Source organism: Shigella sonnei (assembly GCF_002950395.1).
GTDB lineage: Bacteria > Pseudomonadota > Gammaproteobacteria > Enterobacterales > Enterobacteriaceae > ECMA0423.
Map to the genome: position 1 here is coordinate 676467 of NZ_CP026802.1, position 17581 is coordinate 694047.

The window sequence follows — 17581 nt, forward strand, 5'->3', positions numbered from 1 at the left end:
TACTATAGCTGCTTTGGTTATTGTCAGCCTTTGGCACTGACATTCAGGGATGAAACCAATGCAGCTAAGAATTACCAGTCGAAAAAAACTCACCGCTCTATTATGCGCTCTTGGGCTAATTTCCATCGTTGCAATTTATCCGCGTCAGACGGTGAATTTTTTCTATTCGACAGCAGTTCAGATTACAGACTACATCCACTTCTACGGTTATCGCCCGGTTAAATCTTTCGCTATTCGTATTCCTGCCAGTTACACCATTCACGGAATAGATGTTTCGCGCTGGCAGGAGCGGATCGACTGGCAGCGTGTGGCAAAAATGCGCGATAACGGTATTCGCTTACAATTTGCCTTTATTAAGGCGACGGAAGGCGAAAAGCTGGTGGACCCCTATTTTTCGCGTAACTGGCAACTAAGCCGCGAAAATGGCTTGCTGCGCGGGGCATATCATTATTTCTCCCCGTCGGTAGCAGCACCGGTTCAGGTGCGATTATTTCTGCAAACGGTAGATTTCTCACAAGGCGATTTCCCTGCGGTACTGGACGTAGAAGAGCGAGGAAAATTATCGGCAAAAGAATTACGCAAGAGGGTAAGTCAGTGGCTAAAAATGGTCGAAAAAAGTACGGGGAAAAAGCCGATTATTTACTCAGGAGCCGTTTTTTATCACACGAATCTGGCGGGCTATTTCAATGAATATCCGTGGTGGGTGGCTCACTACTATCAACGTCGTCCGGACAATGACGGCATGGCCTGGCGCTTCTGGCAGCATTCCGACCGTGGACAGGTAGATGGCATCAATGGTCCGGTGGATTTTAATGTGTTTAATGGCACGGTGGAGGAGTTGCAGGGATTCGTTGATGGGATTAAAGAAACGCCTTAAATAAGAAGCAGTGATATACTCCCACCAGACTCCCTGGCAGGAAAAAGACAAATGGAACAAGCGCATACCCAGCTGATTGCCCAACTGAACGAACGTATTTTAGCGGCGGATAACACGCCGCTTTATATTAAGTTTGCCGAAACGGTAAAAAATGCCGTGCGCAGCGGGGTGCTGGAGCATGGCAATATTTTGCCCGGTGAGCGTGATTTAAGTCAGTTAACCGGCGTTTCGCGCATTACGGTGCGCAAGGCGATGCAGGCGCTGGAAGAAGAGGGCGTGGTGACGCGTTCGCGCGGTTACGGCACGCAGATCAACAACATCTTCGAATACTCGTTGAAAGAAGCGCGAGGTTTTTCTCAGCAGGTGGTGTTGCGCGGGAAAAAGCCCGATACGCTATGGGTTAACAAGCGTGTCGTGAAATGTCCCGAAGAAGTCGCGCAGCAGCTGGCGGTCGAAGCAGGAAGTGATGTCTTTTTGCTTAAGCGTATTCGCTATGTCGATGAAGAAGCGGTATCGATTGAGGAATCGTGGGTTCCGGCGCATTTAATTCATGATGTTGATGCCATCGGGATTTCACTTTATGACTATTTCCGCAGCCAGCACATTTACCCACAACGTACGCGTTCCCGCGTTAGCGCCCGGATGCCGGATGCCGAGTTTCAGTCACATATTCAGTTAGATAGCAAAATACCGGTGCTGGTGATCAAGCAAGTGGCGCTTGACCAACAGCAACGGCCTATTGAGTACAGCATTAGCCACTGTCGCAGCGATCTATACGTTTTTGTGTGCGAGGAGTAGTTCCTCGCGCGTTGGCGCACAATCACCGCCCCGATGCCCGACAACCCACGACGCCACTGCATTGCCCAGTAATACGGCATCCGCCAGTGGCAGACCAGAGGCCAGCCCGGCAAGTACGCCACCTGCATGACTGTCGCCCGCCCCAATGGTGTCTACAACTTGCGTTGGAAATGCCGGAATGCAGCCAGAAGCGTCGTTGCTGAAATACCATGCGCCTTCTTTATCGAGACGAACGATCAACGGCGCGGCAAATTTCTCCTGCCATTGCTCGCCAAGTGTTGTTATCTCTGCGGATAAAGCAAAACGTTCGGCGGCAATCTCAGCCTCTTGACGATTGAGCGACACTAAAGGTCGACAGGCCATGATCCGCGCCAGTAATGCATCCGGGATATCGCCAATACGTGGGCCAAAATCGATAAACGGCGTCACGTCTTGCAGCTCTTCCAGCCATTCCACTAACAATTCGCCGCAGGGCGAGGCCAGTTGATAACCGGAAAAATAGAGCAGGCTGCCAGGCGCAACGGTTAATCGCGCCAGCCACTGGCGATTCCACTGATTTTCCACACCGCTGAATGACATAAAAGTGCGTTCGCCATCCGGCTCAACCAGCGCCAGACACCAGCCGTTATCACCTTCGGCGTTATCGATCAGGCTGATTAAGCCCTCTTTTGCCATCCGGTTGCGAATAATCTCCGCCCACACGCCCTGACCGAGCGGCAAGGCATTACCCGCTTCGATGCCGAGGCGCTTTAACGCCACGGCAATATTCAGTGCGCAGCCGCCAACGTTAACGCTCTGCTGTTTCAGTTCGATATCGCACCCACGCCAGGGGAGGGCATAAGCGTCGGCGATCACGTCAATGACCGCCGCGCCGACGACCATCACCGGCTGACGCGTGGTTAATTCAGGCAGCAGCGTGTGTAATCGAGCGCCGCTCATACCGCCTCCCGTTGTTGACGATATTTCGCCAGCGCTGTGGCATAGCGGTTGAAATCAAGCTGATTTACCGCATCCAGTTCCGCCTTTAACGCAGGATCGATAGCGTTAACGCCATGCAACGCGCCGCAAATTGCCGTCGCCATAGCACCGATGGTGTCTGTGTCGCCGCCAAGGTTAGCGCACAGGACGGCGCAGCGATTCGGGTCGGTTTGTGCTAGTTCAACCAGCGCAATGGCGCACGGAACGGACTCAATAGTGCTGGTACCTGCGCCAACGACCTGGTAAAGCTGTTCGCTGGCGGATTCGGTGCCGTCGGCATTGCGCACAATTTTCAGCGCAATCTCCAGCCGCGCCGCCAGTGAGGCGCTGAACGTAGTGATGCGTTTTTGCTGTGCATGTCGCGCAATTGAAGGCAGGGAATCAACAATCGCTGACCAGCTTTCTCCGTCAATGGCACGAGAAATCGCCCATGCGATGACTACCGCGCCTGCAACCGCCAGATCGGATTTATGGGTCGGGCTGGACGCCAGCGCTACATCATCAATAAAGGAATCAACATCACGCGCCGGAAGCAAACAACCTAATGGCGAGACGCGCATCGCTGCGCCGTTGGTCACGCCGTTGTTTTCCAGTTCAGCAACGGGTTTACCGTCGCGAATGGCGTTAAGCGCAATCTTCGAGGTCGGACCTAGTACGTTTTTGTTAAAGGCGTCGAAACGCAGCGCCCAGTCGAGAATATTACGCCCAATCAGATCCGGATCGATCTTGCCTTCACGTTCCAGTAACGCATCCGCCAGACACAGCGCCATCGAGGTATCGTCGGTGAATTCGGCGCGGTTAAAATAACAGGCCGCGTTATTCTCCTTTGGTCCAGGAAGAAAACGGTCAATCCAGCCAAAGTGTGCTTTAACGCGGCTGCGTGGCCAAAGCTCGGAGGGCATCCCCATCGCATCCCCTAACGCCTGCCCATAAAGAGCACCGAGAATACGTTCTGTTTTCATTTAACTTCCCCTTGTGTCAACGCAATATCGCGATCATCGACCTTGATAGCCGTAATTTCGTTGTCGGATTCGCGGAAAAAAATCATGAACAGCACGGCGATAATGGCAATCATCACCGCGCCGAAAGTCCACATCCCGGACCAGTTGAAAGTCAGTCCGTTTACCGGTTCCTGATAAGCGAACATCTTTTCCATCATCACACCGCCAAGACGATAGCCGAGCAAACTGCCGAAGCCCTGGCAGCAGAGCGTGATCAGCCCCTGCGCAGCGGTACGCATATGCACGGGGGCTTTTTTATCGACATAGATGTAAGCGGTAACGTAGTAAAAATCGTAACTTACGCCGTGAAGCAAAATACCGAGGAACAGTAACGCGTAGGTGAAATATTCATCCGTACTACCGTAAATAAAGAAGCCATAGCGGATCGCAGCGGTGACCAGACCAAGCAATAATACCTTTTTGATACCAAAGCGTTTAGTGAAAAACGGCAATGCCAGCATAAAGAAGATTTCAGAGAACTGGCCGAGCGTCATCCAGCCGGTGGCGTTTTTCATGCCAACTTCGGTCAGATAACCGTTGGCAAAGATGTAATAGAACGCCAGTGGCATCGCAAACAGGAATGAACAGAAGAAAAAGACGAGGAAGTTTTTATCGCGCAGCAGGATCAGCGCATCCAGGCCGAGCATGACTTTAATATCCATTTTGCCGGTGCTTTTTGGTGGCGTGTCGGGCAGGAAAAACGCAAACACACCGAGCAGAGCAGAACTTCCGGCGGTAATCAGCAGCGGGATGTTAGTCGGTGAGATATCGGCATACCCCAGTATTTGCGGCAAGAAACCACATGCCAGACCGGAGGCAATCCAGCCGATAGTGCCCATCACACGAATGCGCGGGAAATCACGCTCCACATCCGGCACGTTGGCAAAAGCGATGCTGTTAGTCAGCGCAATGGTCGGCATATAGGTTAGAGAGTAAGCCAGCAGTAACGGAAAGAACCCGGCAAAAGTGGTCTGTTGCGCAGCGAAATACATCAGCAGCGCGCCTGCGAACATCAATACCGCCAGCACTTTTTGCGCCGAGAAAAAGCGGTCAGTGATGGAGCCAACCAGAATTGGCGACAGGATCGCCGCAATGGCGGTACAGGCATACGACCAGCCAATTTCTCCGGCACTAAAACCGCTTTTACTTAACCACAACCACAATGGCACAAACCACGCGCCCCAGATAAACCATTCAACAAACATCATGAACGACAGCTTTGCTGTTGTTTTCATCTTTTAATTCCTTCATGACAGGTAATGTAAGGTACGCGATGACAATACCACTTAACAATACCTTTTAAATACCTTTGCGGTGAAAACTTGACCGCGCTAACATTTTTTCTGATGAATCGAGCCAACAGAAAACGCTGAAAAAACATCCAAAAGATGGAAAAACTCGCCCGTAACGACCAGGATTATGATTGCCCGCAAAAGGCGGGCCAGGACAATCCATAGCCGATATCCAATCGGAATTTACGGGAGCATAGTAATGACAGATATTGCGCAGTTGCTTGGCAAAGACGCCGACAACCTTTTACAGCACCGTTGTATGACAATTCCTTCTGACCAGCTTTATCTCCCCGGACATGACTACGTAGACCGCGTAATGATTGACAATAATCGCCCGCCAGCGGTGTTACGTAATATGCAGACGTTGTACAACACCGGGCGTCTGGCTGGCACAGGATATCTTTCTATTCTGCCGGTTGACCAGGGCGTTGAGCACTCTGCCGGAGCTTCATTTGCTGCTAACCCGCTCTACTTTGACCCGAAAAACATTGTTGAACTGGCGATCGAAGCGGGCTGTAACTGTGTGGCGTCAACTTACGGCGTGTTGGCGTCGGTATCGCGGCGCTATGCGCATCGCATTCCATTTCTCGTCAAACTTAATCACAACGAGACGCTAAGTTACCCGAATACCTACGATCAAACGCTGTATGCCAGCGTGGAGCAGGCCTTCAACATGGGCGCGGTGGCGGTTGGTACGACTATCTATTTTGGCTCGGAAGAGTCACGTCGCCAGATTGAAGAAATTTCTGCGGCCTTTGAACGCGCGCACGAGCTGGGCATGGTGACCGTGCTGTGGGCCTATTTGCGAAACTCCGCCTTTAAGAAAGATGGCGTTGATTACCATGTTTCCGCCGACCTGACCGGTCAGGCAAACCATCTGGCGGCAACCATCGGTGCAGATATCGTCAAACAAAAAATGGCGGAAAATAACGGCGGCTATAAAGCAATTAATTACGGTTACACCGACGATCGTGTTTATAGCAAATTGACCAGCGAAAACCCGATTGATCTGGTGCGTTATCAGTTAGCTAACTGCTATATGGGCCGGGCTGGGTTGATAAACTCCGGCGGTGCTGCGGGCGGTGAAACTGACCTCAGTGATGCAGTGCGTACTGCGGTTATCAACAAACGCGCTGGCGGAATGGGGCTGATTCTTGGACGTAAAGCGTTCAAGAAATCGATGGCTGACGGCGTGAAACTGATTAACGCCGTGCAGGACGTTTATCTCGATAGCAAAATTACTATTGCCTGATACGCCTCATACGAACAGCACCACCCCGTAGGACGGATAAGGCGTTTACACTGCATCCGGCAACCTATGCCTGATGCGACGCGGAAGCGTCTTATCATGCCTACATAGCACTGCCACGTATGTCGGAAAAGGCGTTTACACCGCATCCGGCATAAAAACACGCGCACTTTGCTACGGCTTCCCTATCGGGAGGCCGTTTTTTTGCCTTTCACTCCTCGAACAGTTTTCATATTGTCGTTTTGTGATCGTTATCTCGACATTTAAAAACAAATCATTTCATTATATTTTGAAATCGAAAACAAGCGACAGGATATGAAAATGTACGTGGTATCGACAAAGCAGATGCTGAACAACGCACAGCGCGGCGGTTATGCGGTTCCGGCATTCAATATTCACAATCTCGAAACGATGCAAGTGGTGGTGGAAACCGCTGCCAACCTGCATGCGCCGGTCATCATCGCCGGAACGCCTGGCACATTCACTTATGCTGGTACAGAAAATCTGTTGGCGCTGGTCAGCGCGATGGCGAAGCAATATCACCATCCACTGGCAATTCATCTCGACCATCACACGAAATTTGACGATATCGCTCAGAAGGTTCGTTCTGGCGTGCGCTCAGTCATGATTGACGCCTCGCATTTGCCTTTTGCGCAAAATATTTCACGGGTCAAAGAGGTGGTGGATTTTTGCCATCGCTTTGATGTCAGCGTCGAAGCGGAGCTGGGGCAACTTGGCGGCCAGGAAGATGATGTGCAAGTCAATGAAGCCGATGTTTTTTATACCAACCCCGCTCAGGCGCGTGAATTTGCCGAGGCAACCGGAATTGATTCCCTGGCGGTCGCCATCGGCACGGCTCATGGGATGTATGCCAGCGCACCGGCGCTTGATTTTTCTCGACTGGAGAACATTCGCCAGTGGGTGAACTTACCGCTGGTGCTGCATGGCGCGTCAGGGTTATCGACTAAGGATATTCAGCAAACCATCAAACTGGGGATATGCAAAATCAACGTTGCAACGGAGCTGAAAAATGCCTTCTCGCAGGCGTTAAAAAATTACCTGACCGAGCACCCTGAAGCGACCGATCCCCGGGATTATTTGCAGTCGGCTAAATCCGCAATGCGCGATGTGGTGAGCAAAGTGATTGCCGATTGTGGCTGCGAGGGCAGGGCATAACGCACCTGCCATTTAACAAGGAAAAAACATGAAAACGTTAATTGCCCGGCATAAAGCTGGTGAACATATCGGCATATGTTCAGTCTGTTCTGCCCATCCGTTGGTTATCGAAGCGGCGCTGGCATTTGATCGCAACAGCACGCGCAAAGTGCTGATTGAAGCAACGTCAAACCAGGTCAATCAATTTGGCGGTTATACCGGAATGACACCGGCAGACTTTCGCGAATTTGTTTTTACGATTGCCGATAAAGTCGGATTTGCACGCGAACGCATTATTCTCGGCGGCGATCATCTGGGGCCAAACTGCTGGCAGCAAGAAAATGCGGATGCGGCGATGGAAAAATCCGTCGAGCTGGTAAAAGCATATGTTCGTGCTGGCTTCAGTAAAATTCATCTTGATGCGTCAATGTCCTGCGCGGGGGATCCCATACCGTTAGCACCAGAAACGGTTGCGGAACGAGCTGCTTTGCTTTGCTGCGGAAAGTGTGGCGACAGATTGCCAGCGTGAGCAACTGAGCTATGTCATTGGCACTGAAGTTCCGGTTCCGGGCGGTGAGGCCAGCGCCATTCAGTCAGTACACATCACCCATGTTGAAGATGCCGCCAATACTTTACGTACGCATCAAAAGGCCTTTATTGCCCGTGGGCTGACAGAGGCGTTAACACGCGTGATTGCCATCGTGGTGCAGCCGGGCGTGGAATTTGATCACAGCAATATTATCCATTATCAGCCGCAGGAAGCGCAGCCGCTGGCGCAATGGATAGAAAACACCCGAATGGTTTATGAAGCACATTCTACCGATTACCAGACCCGGACGGCTTATTGGGAATTAGTCCGCGATCACTTTGCAATATTGAAAGTCGGTCCCGCATTAACCTTTGCTTTACGCGAGGCGATATTTGCACTGGCACAAATTGAGCAGGAACTTATCGCCCCTGAAAATCGCAGCGGTTGCCTGGCGGTAATTGAAGAAGTGATGCTCGACGAACCGCAATACTGGAAAAAAATATTATCGTACGGGTTTTAACGATTCATTACTGGATATTCGTTACAGCCTGTCGGATCGTATTCGTTATTACTGGCCGCATAGTCGGATTAAAAATAGCGTCGAAACGATGATGGTGAATCTTGAAGGCGTGGACATCCCACTGGGCATGATTAGTCAGTATCTTCCCAAACAATTTGAACGCATTCAGTCCGGGGAATTATCAGCAATACCGCATCAGCTGATTATGGATAAAATTTATGATGTTTTGCGCGCCTATCGCTACGGCTGTGCGGAATAAGGACGGTATATGACTAACCTGTTTGTTCGTAGCGGAATTTCTTTTGTCGATCGTAGCGAAGTTTTAACCCATATCGGTAATGAGATGCTCGCCAAAGGTGTGGTTCATGATACCTGGCCACAGGCATTAATTGCCAGAGAAGCAGAATTCCCTACCGGGATAATGCTTGAGCAGCACGCCATTGCAATACCGCATTGTGAGGCGATTCATGCTAAGTCGTCAGCCATTTATCTGTTAAGGCCAACAAATAAAGTTCATTTTCAGCAAGCGGATGATGATAACGACGTGGAGGTATCGTTGGTTATTGCGTTGATTGTGGAGAATCCGCAGCAGCAATTGAAACTTTTACGCTGTTTATTTGGCAAGTTACAACAGCCCGATATCGTCGAGACACTAATCACTCTTCCTGAAACCCAGTTAAAGGAATACTTCACAAAGTATGTTTTAGATTCAGACGAATAAATCCCTCTGTAACAATAAAAAGGACTATTTATGAAACGCAAGATTATTGTCGCTTGCGGAGGCGCGGTTGCGACCTCTACGATGGCGGCGGAAGAAATTAAAGAGTTGTGTCAGAATCATAGTATTCCTGTTGAATTAATCCAGTGTCGGGTTAATGAAATAGAAACCTATATGGATGGTGTGCATTTGATATGCACCACTGCCAAAGTGGATCGTAGTTTTGGCGATATTCCGTTAGTTCACGGCATGCCTTTTATTTCTGGTGTCGGTATCGAAGCATTACAAAATAAAATTCTGACTATCTTACAGGGGTGACCTATGTTTTCAGAAGTCATGCGTTATATTCTCGACCTCGGCCCTACGGTGATGCTTCCGATTGTCATCATTATTTTTTCTAAAATATTAGGCATGAAGGCAGGCGATTGCTTTAAAGCGGGTCTGCATATCGGGATTGGCTTTGTTGGCATTGGCCTTGTGATTGGCTTAATGCTGGATTCCATTGGTCCGGCGGCGAAAGCGATGGCGGAAAATTTCGACCTGAATCTGCATGTGGTCGATGTCGGCTGGCCGGGCTCTTCACCAATGACCTGGGCGTCGCAAATTGCGCTGGTGGCGATTCCGATTGCGATTCTGGTTAACGTGGCGATGTTACTGACCCGTATGACGCGGGTGGTAAATGTTGATATCTGGAATATCTGGCATATGACCTTCACCGGCGCGTTGCTGCATCTGGCAACCGGTTCATGGATGATAGGGATGGCAGGTGTGGTAATTCACGCGGCGTTTGTTTATAAGCTCGGCGACTGGTTTGCCCGCGATACCCGAAATTTCTTTGAGCTGGAAGGTATTGCTATTCCGCACGGTACGTCGGCGTATATGGGGCCGATTGCGGTGCTGGTCGATGCTATCATCGAGAAAATCCCAGGCGTTAACCGAATTAAATTTAGCGCCGACGATATTCAGCGCAAATTTGGTCCATTTGGCGAGCCTGTCACCGTGGGTTTTGTGATGGGGCTGATTATCGGCATCCTCGCGGGTTACGATGTCAAAGGTGTATTGCAGCTGGCGGTAAAAACGGCGGCAGTTATGCTGCTGATGCCACGGGTGATTAAACCCATCATGGATGGTTTAACGCCCATCGCTAAGCAGGCCCGTAGTCGTTTACAGGCGAAGTTCGGCGGTCAGGAGTTCCTGATTGGCCTGGATCCCGCATTACTGCTGGGGCATACGGCGGTGGTATCGGCAAGCCTGATTTTTATCCCGCTCACCATTTTAATTGCTGTTTGTGTTCCGGGTAATCAGGTACTGCCGTTTGGCGATCTTGCCACCATCGGCTTCTTCGTGGCGATGGCGGTCGCGGTGCATCGTGGAAATCTGTTCCGCACCTTAATCTCGGGTGTCATCATTATGAGCATCACCCTGTGGATCGCGACGCAAACTATTGGTTTGCACACCCAACTGGCGGCTAATGCTGGGGCGTTAAAAGCCGGGGGTATGGTGGCTTCAATGGATCAGGGCGGTTCTCCATTACCTGGTTACTGATTCAGGTTTTCTCCACGCAAAATATTCCCGGTTTCATTATTATCGGCGCAATTTATCTTACCGGTATTTTCATGACCTGGCGTAGAGCGCGTGGTTTTATTAAACAAGAGAAAACCGTTCTCGCAGAATAATTTTTACCTGAGGGGGAGGTTATCCCCCTTAACAATCAGGAGTTTTTATGAAATCAATGGTGAATGATACTGATGGTATCGTGCGCGTTGCAGAAAGCGTCATTCCTGAAATTAAACATCAGGATGAGGTGCGGGTAAAAATTGCCAGCTCGGGCTTATGTGGTTCCGATTTACCCAGGATATTTAAAAATGGTGCACATTATTATCCAATAACGTTAGGCCATGAATTTAGCGGCTATATTGATGCGGTGGGATCCGGTGTTGATGATTTACACCCTGGCGATGCGGTTGCCTGTGTGCCGTTATTACCCTGTTTTACTTATCCAGAGTGTTTGAAAGGGTTTTATTCCCAGTGCGCAAAATATGATTTTATTGGCTCGCGGCGTGATGGTGGATTTGCTGAATATATTGTCGTTAAGCGAAAAAATGTCTTTGCTCTACCCACGGATATGCCTATTGAGGATGGGGCTTTTATTGAGCCGATTACCGTTGGCCTGCATGCTTTTCATTTAGCGCAAGGTTGTGAGAATAAAAACGTTATTATTATTGGTGCCGGAACCATTGGCCTGCTGGCTATTCAGTGCGCTGTCGCGCTGGGAGCAAAGAGTGTGACGGCGATCGACATTAGCTCAGAAAAACTGGCATTGGCAAAATCTTTCGGTGCGATGCAAACATTTAACAGTAGCGAAATGAGCGCGCCGCAAATGCAGAGCGTTTTACGCGAACTGCGCTTTAATCAGCTTATCCTCGAGACGGCTGGCGTACCGCAAACTGTCGAACTGGCGGTAGAGATTGCCGGTCCTCATGCCCAACTGGCGCTGGTGGGCACGTTGCATCAGGATCTGCATTTAACATCGGCAACGTTTGGCAAAATATTGCGTAAAGAGCTGACGGTTATCGGCAGTTGGATGAACTATTCCAGCCCTTGGCCGGGGCAGGAGTGGGAAACGGCGAGCCGGTTGCTGACAGAACGTAAGTTAAGCCTGGAGCCATTAATCGCTCACCGTGGAAGCTTTGAAAGCTTCACCCAGGCGGTGCGTGACATCGCTCGTAATGCCATGCCGGGCAAAGTGTTGCTCATTCCATGAAACCGCGGGCCAGCGTGATGCTGGCCCGGTATTGTGCAAAACAGATCATTCACCAATGGTCCCCCTTCGTTTACACTAGCCACAATTGAATATGGGTAAATGACGATGAATTCATTCGAGCGAAGGAATAAGATCATCCAATTAGTGAATGAACAGGGAACCGTGCTTGTTCAGGATCTGGCGGGAGTATTTGCTGCCTCGGAAGCGACAATCCGTGCCGATTTGCGCTTTCTCGAACAAAAAGGCGTGGTTACGCGCTTTCATGGCGGTGCGGCGAAAATAATGTCCGGTAATAGTGAAACCGAGACCCAGGAAGTCGGGTTTAAAGAGCGATTTCAGCTCGCCAGCGCGCCAAAAAACAGAATAGCGCAGGCGGCAGTCAAAATGATCCATGAAGGGATGACCGTTATTCTCGACAGCGGAAGTACGACAATGCTTATCGCCGAAGGATTAATGACCGCTAAAAATATCACGGTGATTACCAACAGTCTCCCGGCAGCGTTTGCCCTTTCCGAAAATAAAGACATTACTCTGGTCGTCTGTGGTGGCACGGTCCGCCATAAAACGCGCTCGATGCATGGTTCCATTGCCGAGCGTTCATTGCAGGATATTAATGCCGATTTAATGTTTGTCGGTGCTGATGGTATTGATGCGGTTAATGGTATTACGACCTTTAATGAAGGTTATTCGATTAGCGGTGCGATGGTCACCGCCGCTAATAAAGTGATTGCCGTTCTCGATTCATCGAAATTTAACCGTCGCGGTTTTAATCAGGTACTGCCAATCGAAAAAATTGACATTATTATTACCGATGATGCTGTATCAGAGGTGGATAAACTGGCATTGCAGAAGACACGGGTAAAATTAATTACGGTGTAGTATTGTTCTGTATGCCGGATAAGGTATTTACACCGCATCCGGCATTTCGGATTCTCCCTGGTTCAAGAGAGAATAGTTTGATTAACGCAATAATAGACAATCTGGTGGTAATCGACAACGCAACGCCGCCGGAAGTATTTCAATATGAAAGTTTTGTCCGCTCAACGGTTCGCCATCAAGATTAAAAGTGATTTCGTGTGGGGCTTGTATATCAAACCACGACGAAGCGCCTTCGATAATATTCGGGTTATCTTCGTCAGATTTTAAGGTTGATACGAGAGCCGGAAGAATTTCATCGCCGGTAAAAATGCGCAGTTGCAGCAAGCCATCGTTAATTAACGCGTTCGGACACAATTGCTGACCGCCACCGGCCTGACGCCCGTTACCAATACCAATGACCAGGGCGTCACCTTGCCAGTGAAAGTTTTCACCGCGGATTTCACAACGGTCCGGTTGCAGAGTATCCATGCGCATTAAGCCATGAATGATGTAAGAGACGCCACCCAGCGCGGCTTTTAATTTTTCCGGCGTTTCTGTGGTAATACGCGTCCCAAATCCGCCTGTCGCCATATTAATAAAACAGGTTTGTTTGTTGACCTGCGCCATATCTATCGCAATGGCGTTACCGGCAATTGCCAGTTTCAGCGCCTTATCCAGTGCCTCAGGAATCCCTACACTGGTGGCAAAATCATTGGCGGTTCCTAATGGCAAAATTCCCAGCGCGGGTATGCCATCCCCCTCACACTGAATCAACGCCGTAGAAACTTCATTAATGGTGCCATCGCCACCACCGGCAATCACCGTTGCGACGCCCAACTTCCGGGCCTCCTCTACATATCGTGCGGCATCGCCTTTCTCCCAGGTGACCCGCACATGGATCGTCATTCCTTCCTCACGCAACAGCATAATTGCTTCGCGCAAGGGTAGATTGTCAGTACTTTTGCCATTAAGAATCAGTAAGCTGGCGGGAAATTCTGCCATGATCGTATGTGCCTTTATGATTGGTCTGTAGATAGTGTAGAGCAGAAAACAAAAGGTGGAGTCAGAACAGGATGAAAGTCGGAGGATAAAAAGTCAGTTCAAGTATGGAGGATTCAGTGGTTACCACCAGGAGCTTGCAATGGGGACAGCGAATACTAACGGCTGCCACCGATAAATTTCAAAAAAGAGCATATACCTAATATTCAACTAAACAGTGGCATCTTCAATATAATATATTAAAGCCCCCATGGAGTTACCCTGAAGGGCCTCAATGTCCGTAATTCCTACTTATGTAGGAAATGTTGTACAGAACATTTATTATAATCCTATTCAATTATAATAATCATGCCATTATTATATTTAAACACTAGAGAGTGTCGTTGGTATTTAATGGGGGAAGGTGAGATGAAAAAGATAGCTGCTATATCATTAATTAGTATTTTTCTTATATCTGGTTGTGCTGTGCATAATGATGAAACAAGTATCGGTAAATTTGGTCTTGCATATAAAAGTAATATTCAGCGTAAACTCGATAACCAATACTACACCGAAGCCGAAGCTTCTTTAGCTAGGGGCAGAATATCTGGTGCAGAAAATATAGTAAAAAATGATGCAGCCCATTTCTGTGTTACTCAGGGCAAAAAAATGCAGATAGTTGACCTGAAGACAGAAGGTGCAGGATTACATGGCGTCGCTCGTCTGACATTCAAATGTGGAGAGTGAGAATATTTTTTGGTAAGCATCAAACATGCGCGTTCTGGTTGTGCTTAGCCGGAACCTGTGCGAGCACGATGCCGTTACGTGAAAGGCATCGTGCTATGAAGGGAGATTCTATCGATGTGGTCAATGGAAGACGGTGACCAGGGATAGGGCTTATGCATAAAAAATAAGCCCGTGTAAGGGAGATTACACAGGCTAAGGAGGTGGTTCCTGGTACAGCTAGCATTTTATGGGTTATGTTTTTCAGCGAAACGGATGATAACCTTAATAAATGCAGCTGTATGTGATCGGTTTCTAAGAATTTTCCATCCGGGAAAAATAATCGAAATTAATCACTTACCGTGTGGGTTACGCGTGGTTTCCCCGGAGAAATTACGCATCAGCAGCGCGTAATTTAGCTCAAGATCCTGCGGGACCGGGAGCCACACAGTATAACCATCGCCTGGTGCGACCGGCATCGCTTCACCTTTGGCGTTTTCCATGTGCTCAAGGGTAAAGTTAATGTTGCCTTGCGGCGTCATCAGCTCAAGGCTGTCGCCAACGGAGAATTTATTTTTCACCGCTACCGCTGCGAGGTCCCCCTTGCGCTCACCGGTAAACTCACCAACAAACTGCTGGCGGTCAGAAACTGAATAACCGTATTCGTAGTTCTGATAATCGTCGTGAGTATGACGACGCAGGAAACCTTCGGTATAGCCACGATGCGCCAGACCTTCCAGAGTTTCCAGCAGGCTGGTATCGAACGGTTTGCCCGCAGCGGCATCATCGATAGCTTTACGATAAACCTGTGCGGTGCGTGCGCAATAGTAGAAAGATTTAGTACGGCCTTCGATTTTCAGCGAATGCACGCCCATTTTGGTCAGGCGTTCTACATGGGCGATGGCGCGCAGATCTTTCGAGTTCATGATGTAAGTGCCGTGCTCATCTTCAAACGCGGTCATATACTCGCCCGGACGCTGGGCTTCTTCGATCATAAACACTTTGTCGGTTGGCGCGCCGATACCTAGCGTCGGCTCAACATTTTGCACCGGAATCGGCTCGTACTTGTGTACGATGTTGCCAACGTCATCTTCTTTCCCATCCTGGACGTTGTACTCCCAGCGGCAGGCGTTGGTGCAGGTACCCTGGTTCGGATCGCGCTTGTTGATATAGCCAGAGAGCAGGCAGCGACCGGAGTAGGCCATGCACAGCGCACCGTGAACGAAGATCTCAATCTCCATATCCGGCACCTGATTGCGGATCTCTTCAATCTCTTCCAGCGACAGCTCGCGAGAGAGGATCACGCGGGTCAGGCCCATTTGCTGCCAGAATTTCACCGTCGCCCAGTTTACGGCGTTAGCCTGCACCGAGAGGTGGATCGGCATTTCAGGGAAGTGCTCACGCACCAGCATAATCAGCCCTGGATCGGACATAATCAGCGCATCCGGCCCATTTCCACCACCGGTTTCAGGTCACGGATAAAGGTTTTCAGCTTGGCGTTGTGCGGTGCAATGTTGACCACGACATAAAACTTTTTCCCCAGCGCGTGGGCTTCATTGATGCCGAGCTGAAGATTTTCGTGGTTGAATTCGTTGTTGCGCACACGCAGGGAGTAACGCGGCTGGCCCGCATAAACAGCATCTGCGCCATAAGCGAAAGCGTAACGCATATTTTTCAGCGTTCCCGCCGGGGAAAGGAGTTCCGGTTTAAACATAATTCTCTCGTTCTGATGACAGGTCAGCTCCGCTTCACCTGATGAAGCGGTTAGGGGAGTGCCCCCACTTTAAGGGCGGGCATTGTAGCGCTGTGGGGGGATCTGGTAAAGCGCCGGACGCCGACAACCCACGCCCGGCATCGTAATTACGTATTGTCTTTCACCGTCTGGCTTGTGCCATTGGCTTTAACGGAGGCAATTCCGGTTTCACGAGATTGCGCGGTGGCGTACATCTGGCTGGAGCCGATAATTTGATGATTGGCGGCTTTCAGATTGAAATAGAATTTGCCGTTACTTGCCGTTTTTTTCTCATAGCGTTCTTCTTGCGGGCTGTTGCTACGCACCGACGCGATGCCCTTTTCCGCAGAGGCTTTTGATGTATACAGCTCGCTGGTGAGGATAGTCTCACCATTGCCCGCTTTTAGCACAAACCGGAACTGATTATCACTGCTCTTACTGAGTTCAAACCAACCAGCCATAATGACTCCTTGATTGAAATTGCGTATCGAAAACAGCATCTAAAGGTGCTGTTTACCGATTAAAGTATGAGCGATTTTCTGATGCCTGCCAGGGCGGAGAGATAATGTCAGTTGGTAATGACTCCAACTTATTGATGGTGTTTTATGTTCAGATAATGCCCGATGACTTTGTCATGCAGCTCCACCGATTTTGAGAACGACAGCGACTTCCGTCCCAGCCGTGCCAGGTGCTGCCTCAGATTCAGGTTATGCCGCTCAATTCGCTGCGTATATCGCTTGCTGATTACGTGCAGCTTTCCCTTCAGGCGGGATTCATACAGCGGCCAGCCATCCGTCATCCATATCACCACGTCAAAGGGTGACAGCAGGCTCATAAGACGCCCCAGCGTCGCCATAGTGCGTTCACCGAATACGTGCGCAACAACCGTCTTCCGGAGACTGTCATACGCGTAAAACAGCCAGCGCTGGCGCGATTTAGCCCGACATAGCCCCACTGTTCGTCCATTTCCGCGCAGACGATGACGTCACTGCCGGCTGTATGCGCGAGGTTACCGACTGCGGCCTGAGTTTTTTAAGTGACGTAAAATCGTGTTGAGGCCAACGCCCATAATGCGTGCAGTTGCCCGGCATCCAACGCCATTCATGGCCATATCAATGATTTTCTGGTGCGTACCGGGTTGAGAAGCGGTGTAAGTGAACTGCAGTTGCCATGTTTTACGGCAGTGAGAGCAGAGATAGCGCTGATGTCCGGCAGTGCTTTTGCCGTTACGCACCACCCGTCAGTAGCTGAACAGGAGGGACAGCTGATAGAAACAGAAGCCACTGGAGCACCTCAAAAACACCATCATACACTAAATCAGTAAGTTGGCAGCATCACCATGTCAGTTTGCTGACCATGCGTGGGATAATGTTGCCGGATCTGGTCTGAACGCCATCTCCGGCTAACAA

Annotated in this window: 14 protein-coding genes and 4 pseudogenes; 11 read left to right on the forward strand and 7 right to left on the reverse strand. The window is 49.8% G+C overall.

From position 1 onward, the window contains the following. The first annotated feature begins 58 nt into the window (after positions 1-58). Together C1P89_RS03515 and C1P89_RS03520 are read left to right on the forward strand one after the other, a co-directional pair. Complete coding sequence (locus C1P89_RS03515; protein ID WP_005031483.1) at positions 59-877, forward strand: glycoside hydrolase family 25 protein; 819 nt, start codon at positions 59-61, stop codon at positions 875-877. A 51-nt stretch (positions 878-928) separates the two neighbouring features. Beyond that, positions 929-1675: a GntR family transcriptional regulator gene (locus C1P89_RS03520; protein ID WP_000434038.1), complete on the forward strand. Its 747-nt coding sequence runs from the start codon at positions 929-931 to the stop codon at positions 1673-1675. Here the strand turns inward: C1P89_RS03520 and C1P89_RS03525 are convergent. The 3 genes from C1P89_RS03525 to C1P89_RS03535 are packed head-to-tail and all read right to left on the reverse strand — an operon-like array spanning position 1649 to position 4889. Beyond that, complete coding sequence (locus C1P89_RS03525) at positions 1649-2614, reverse strand: carbohydrate kinase family protein (RefSeq protein ID WP_000011973.1); 966 nt, start codon at positions 2612-2614, stop codon at positions 1649-1651. The two genes, C1P89_RS03520 and C1P89_RS03525, sit on opposite strands and share 27 nt — an antisense overlap. Further along, positions 2611-3615 carry an ADP-ribosylglycohydrolase family protein gene (locus C1P89_RS03530; RefSeq protein ID WP_000846217.1) on the reverse strand — a complete coding sequence of 335 codons (1005 nt, stop codon included), beginning with the start codon at positions 3613-3615 and terminating at the stop codon, positions 2611-2613. Before C1P89_RS03530 ends, C1P89_RS03525 begins: the two co-directional genes overlap by 4 nt. Continuing rightward, positions 3612-4889 carry a nucleoside permease gene (locus C1P89_RS03535; protein ID WP_000858488.1) on the reverse strand — a complete coding sequence of 426 codons (1278 nt, stop codon included), beginning with the start codon at positions 4887-4889 and terminating at the stop codon, positions 3612-3614. Before C1P89_RS03535 ends, C1P89_RS03530 begins: the two co-directional genes overlap by 4 nt. A 256-nt stretch (positions 4890-5145) precedes the next feature. Between C1P89_RS03535 and fbaB the strand changes: the two genes are divergently transcribed. The 8 genes and pseudogenes from fbaB (at position 5146) to C1P89_RS03580 (ending at position 12760) form a co-directional block, all read left to right on the forward strand. Next, positions 5146-6198 (forward strand): class I fructose-bisphosphate aldolase, encoded by a 1053-nt coding sequence (fbaB, locus tag C1P89_RS03540; RefSeq protein ID WP_000129566.1) that lies wholly within the window; start codon positions 5146-5148, stop codon positions 6196-6198. Positions 6199-6516: 318 nt separating this feature from the next. Beyond that, on the forward strand, positions 6517-7371 hold the full coding sequence (gene gatY / locus C1P89_RS03550) for a tagatose-bisphosphate aldolase subunit GatY (RefSeq protein ID WP_000289795.1): 855 nt from the start codon (positions 6517-6519) through the stop codon (positions 7369-7371). A 28-nt stretch (positions 7372-7399) separates the two neighbouring features. Further along, positions 7400-8658 (forward strand): annotated as a pseudogene (gene gatZ, locus C1P89_RS03555) (tagatose-bisphosphate aldolase subunit GatZ). A gap of 9 nt (positions 8659-8667) precedes the next feature. After that, positions 8668-9120: a PTS galactitol transporter subunit IIA gene (gatA, locus tag C1P89_RS03560; protein ID WP_000182904.1), complete on the forward strand. Its 453-nt coding sequence runs from the start codon at positions 8668-8670 to the stop codon at positions 9118-9120. Between the two features lie 30 nt (positions 9121-9150). Further along, positions 9151-9435: a PTS galactitol transporter subunit IIB gene (gatB, locus tag C1P89_RS03565; protein ID WP_000823277.1), complete on the forward strand. Its 285-nt coding sequence runs from the start codon at positions 9151-9153 to the stop codon at positions 9433-9435. A 3-nt stretch (positions 9436-9438) separates the two neighbouring features. Further along, positions 9439-10793, forward strand: a pseudogene (locus tag C1P89_RS03570) (PTS galactitol transporter subunit IIC). Between the two features lie 47 nt (positions 10794-10840). Continuing rightward, positions 10841-11881, forward strand: a complete 1041-nt coding sequence (gene gatD / locus C1P89_RS03575; protein WP_000839934.1) for a galactitol-1-phosphate 5-dehydrogenase — start codon at positions 10841-10843, stop codon at positions 11879-11881. 105 nt (positions 11882-11986) lie between these two features. Then, positions 11987-12760, forward strand: coding sequence for a DeoR/GlpR family DNA-binding transcription regulator (locus C1P89_RS03580; RefSeq protein WP_001295426.1), 774 nt, complete (start codon positions 11987-11989; stop codon positions 12758-12760). 81 nt (positions 12761-12841) lie between these two features. Here the strand turns inward: C1P89_RS03580 and yegS are convergent, their stop codons facing one another. Further along, positions 12842-13741: a lipid kinase YegS gene (gene yegS / locus C1P89_RS03585; RefSeq protein ID WP_000807372.1), complete on the reverse strand. Its 900-nt coding sequence runs from the start codon at positions 13739-13741 to the stop codon at positions 12842-12844. A gap of 405 nt (positions 13742-14146) precedes the next feature. Between yegS and yegR the strand changes: the two genes are divergently transcribed. Continuing rightward, on the forward strand, positions 14147-14464 hold the full coding sequence (gene yegR, locus C1P89_RS03590; protein ID WP_001295425.1) for a protein YegR: 318 nt from the start codon (positions 14147-14149) through the stop codon (positions 14462-14464). A 329-nt stretch (positions 14465-14793) separates the two neighbouring features. On the opposite strand, the pseudogene trhP reads toward yegR, so the two are convergent. From trhP to C1P89_RS03605, 3 genes and pseudogenes are all read right to left on the reverse strand, one after another. Further along, positions 14794-16154, reverse strand: a pseudogene (trhP, locus tag C1P89_RS03595) (prephenate-dependent tRNA uridine(34) hydroxylase TrhP). A gap of 146 nt (positions 16155-16300) precedes the next feature. Beyond that, positions 16301-16633, reverse strand: coding sequence for a YegP family protein (locus tag C1P89_RS03600; protein WP_000929408.1), 333 nt, complete (start codon positions 16631-16633; stop codon positions 16301-16303). Between the two features lie 128 nt (positions 16634-16761). Next, positions 16762-17456 (reverse strand): annotated as a pseudogene (locus C1P89_RS03605) (IS1 family transposase). Between the last annotated feature and the right edge of the window lie 125 nt (positions 17457-17581).

What these genes read in the sequence shown, in the direction of transcription:
- C1P89_RS03515 (WP_005031483.1), top strand. Translation starts at nt 59, where the DNA reads ATGCAGCTAAGAATTACCAGTCGAAAAAAACTCACCGCTCTATTATGC.
- C1P89_RS03520 (WP_000434038.1), top strand. Translation starts at nt 929, where the DNA reads ATGGAACAAGCGCATACCCAGCTGATTGCCCAACTGAACGAACGTATT.
- C1P89_RS03525 (WP_000011973.1), bottom strand. Translation starts at nt 2,614, where the DNA reads ATGAGCGGCGCTCGATTACACACGCTGCTGCCTGAATTAACCACGCGT.
- C1P89_RS03530 (WP_000846217.1), bottom strand. Translation starts at nt 3,615, where the DNA reads ATGAAAACAGAACGTATTCTCGGTGCTCTTTATGGGCAGGCGTTAGGG.
- C1P89_RS03535 (WP_000858488.1), bottom strand. Translation starts at nt 4,889, where the DNA reads ATGAAAACAACAGCAAAGCTGTCGTTCATGATGTTTGTTGAATGGTTT.
- fbaB (WP_000129566.1), top strand. Translation starts at nt 5,146, where the DNA reads ATGACAGATATTGCGCAGTTGCTTGGCAAAGACGCCGACAACCTTTTA.
- gatY (WP_000289795.1), top strand. Translation starts at nt 6,517, where the DNA reads ATGTACGTGGTATCGACAAAGCAGATGCTGAACAACGCACAGCGCGGC.
- gatA (WP_000182904.1), top strand. Translation starts at nt 8,668, where the DNA reads ATGACTAACCTGTTTGTTCGTAGCGGAATTTCTTTTGTCGATCGTAGC.
- gatB (WP_000823277.1), top strand. Translation starts at nt 9,151, where the DNA reads ATGAAACGCAAGATTATTGTCGCTTGCGGAGGCGCGGTTGCGACCTCT.
- gatD (WP_000839934.1), top strand. Translation starts at nt 10,841, where the DNA reads ATGAAATCAATGGTGAATGATACTGATGGTATCGTGCGCGTTGCAGAA.
- C1P89_RS03580 (WP_001295426.1), top strand. Translation starts at nt 11,987, where the DNA reads ATGAATTCATTCGAGCGAAGGAATAAGATCATCCAATTAGTGAATGAA.
- yegS (WP_000807372.1), bottom strand. Translation starts at nt 13,741, where the DNA reads ATGGCAGAATTTCCCGCCAGCTTACTGATTCTTAATGGCAAAAGTACT.
- yegR (WP_001295425.1), top strand. Translation starts at nt 14,147, where the DNA reads ATGAAAAAGATAGCTGCTATATCATTAATTAGTATTTTTCTTATATCT.
- C1P89_RS03600 (WP_000929408.1), bottom strand. Translation starts at nt 16,633, where the DNA reads ATGGCTGGTTGGTTTGAACTCAGTAAGAGCAGTGATAATCAGTTCCGG.